General features: G+C 66.7%; 2 protein-coding genes and 1 pseudogene. All 3 read left to right on the forward strand.

Annotated features, from left to right (window positions below; translation table 11 throughout):
• Positions 1-142 precede the first annotated feature (142 nt).
• The 3 genes and pseudogenes from asd to DBV14_RS29125 all read left to right on the forward strand — a co-directional run bounded on the left by asd (position 143) and on the right by DBV14_RS29125 (position 2,051).
• Positions 143-994 carry an archaetidylserine decarboxylase gene (asd, locus tag DBV14_RS29115; protein WP_124464733.1) on the forward strand — a complete coding sequence of 284 codons (852 nt, stop codon included), beginning with the start codon at positions 143-145 and terminating at the stop codon, positions 992-994.
• 179 nt (positions 995-1,173) lie between these two features.
• Positions 1,174-1,476: pseudogene (locus DBV14_RS29120) on the forward strand (winged helix-turn-helix transcriptional regulator); the annotation flags it as partial.
• A gap of 224 nt (positions 1,477-1,700) precedes the next feature.
• On the forward strand, positions 1,701-2,051 hold the full coding sequence (locus DBV14_RS29125; RefSeq protein ID WP_124464738.1) for an FKBP-type peptidyl-prolyl cis-trans isomerase: 351 nt from the start codon (positions 1,701-1,703) through the stop codon (positions 2,049-2,051).
• The last annotated feature ends 37 nt before the right edge of the window (positions 2,052-2,088 follow it).

Below are 2,088 nucleotides of genomic sequence, written 5' to 3' on the forward strand. Positions count from 1 at the left end.
GAAGGGCCGGCACAGCGGGGCCGACCGCGCCGCACCGCATACCGGGCGCCCCTTGCAAGAAACCAAGGGAAGCTTCCTACGCCCCGGCAGAGAAGCGCTTTATAGAATGCCCCTCCGATTCCGCATTCCAGGCCTCACCCACGTGTCCGATCGCTCCGCAGTTCTGCCCCAATACCTGTTCCCGAAACAGGCACTGACCAATTTCGCCGGCTGGGTCGCGGGCAAGGAACGGGGCGCTGTCACGACGTGGATCATCCGGCGCTTCGTCGCCAAGTACAGCGTCAACATGGGCGAGGCGCTCGAGTCGGACATCACGTACTACAAGAGCTTCAACCAGTTTTTCACGCGCGCCCTCAAGCCCGGCGCGCGGCCACTCGCGCAGGCCGACCTCGTCTGCCCCGTCGACGGTGCCATCAGCCAGTTCGGCGCCATCCAGGGCGACCAGATCTTCCAGGCCAAGGGCCACAACTACTCCACCACCGCACTGGTCGGCGGCGACGCCGCGCTGGCAGCCAAGTTCGCGCACGGCAGCTTTGCCACGCTGTACCTGAGCCCGAAGGACTACCACCGCATCCACATGCCCTGCGACGGGCGGCTGGTGCGCATGATCCACGTGCCGGGCGACCTGTTCTCGGTGAACCCGACCACGGCGCGCGGCGTGCCCGGCCTGTTCGCGCGCAACGAGCGCGTGGTCTGCGTCTTCGAATCGGCGCGCGGCCCCTTCGTGCTGGTGCTGGTGGGCGCCACCATCGTCGGCAGCATGGCCACGGTGTGGCATGGCGTGGTCAATCCGCCGCGCGTGGGCGAACTGCGCGAATGGAACTACAGCGACCAGCAGATCGACATCCGCAAGGGCGACGAGATGGGCCGATTCTTGCTCGGCTCGACGGTCGTCATGCTGTTCCCGGCGCCCGCGCTGGCCTTCAACCCGGACTGGTCGCCAACCCGTGCGATCCAGCTGGGCGAAGCCATGGCGAATTACACGAATTTGTGAAGCTTTGTCTCCCAACCCGCATACAGCAAGCCCGCACAGCTATAAAACTAGTAGCATTCTGATCCTTGCGCTATAGTCGCCGGCCAGCCAGGCGGGTCCATAACCACACACAAAGAGCGCGCAACGCCGGCCCTGTTTTCAAGGCCGGCGGCCCGCCCAGCTTCGAGGAGATGATGTCGATGAGTACCAAGGAAAACGCAGCCGTCAGCCAGTTGCTCGCACTGCTCGAGGCTCGCTACGCGCTTCGCGTGCTCTGGGCCCTTCGCGACGGCCACGCCCAGACCTTCCGGTTGCTGCAGGACAGCGTGGGCGGCATCACTCCCAATACGCTCAACACCCGCATCAAGGAACTGCGCGAGGCCGGCCTCGTGAGCCACGGCAGCGACGGCTACTGCCTCACGCTCAGCGGGCAAGACCTGCTCAAGCGGCTGTCCGACCTGCAGGCCTTCGCGGGCAAATGGCAACTGGGCCAGGCCAAGAAGGCGGCAGCGCCCGCGCCGGCATCGGCAGCAGCTCCCGCTGCAGCCCCCGTCGCACCTGCCCCGGCGCCCGCCGTTGCGCCAGCGACCGGCGCTCCCGCGGCGCCCTCCGCTTCCGACGACGACACCCGCACCAGCTGACCGCCGACAGGCCGGCCCTGTCCGGCCTCGGTAAACTCCGCGCCTTCGATCCATTCTTCCCACATCGACGCAAGGAGCGTTTCAAGATGCCTACCACCCCCTCCGGCCTGCAGTACGAAGACACCACCGTCGGCAACGGTGCCGAAGCCAAGGCTGGCCAGCACGTGCATGTGCACTACACCGGCTGGCTCTACAACGACGGCGTGCAAGGCGCCAAGTTCGATTCGAGCCGCGACCGCAACGACCCGTTCGCGTTCTCGCTGGGTGCCGGCCAGGTCATCAAGGGCTGGGACGAAGGCGTTGCCGGCATGAAGATCGGCGGCCAGCGCACGCTGATCATTCCCGCATCGCTGGGCTATGGCGCCCGCGGCGCCGGCGGTGTGATCCCCCCGAACGCCACGCTGAAGTTCGACGTCGAGTTGCTCGACGCCCACTGAGCAGGGCTCGCCCCAGGGCTGCGGCGCACTTCGTGTC

This window comes from Variovorax sp. KBW07, assembly GCF_003852515.1.
Lineage (GTDB): Bacteria > Pseudomonadota > Gammaproteobacteria > Burkholderiales > Burkholderiaceae_C > Variovorax.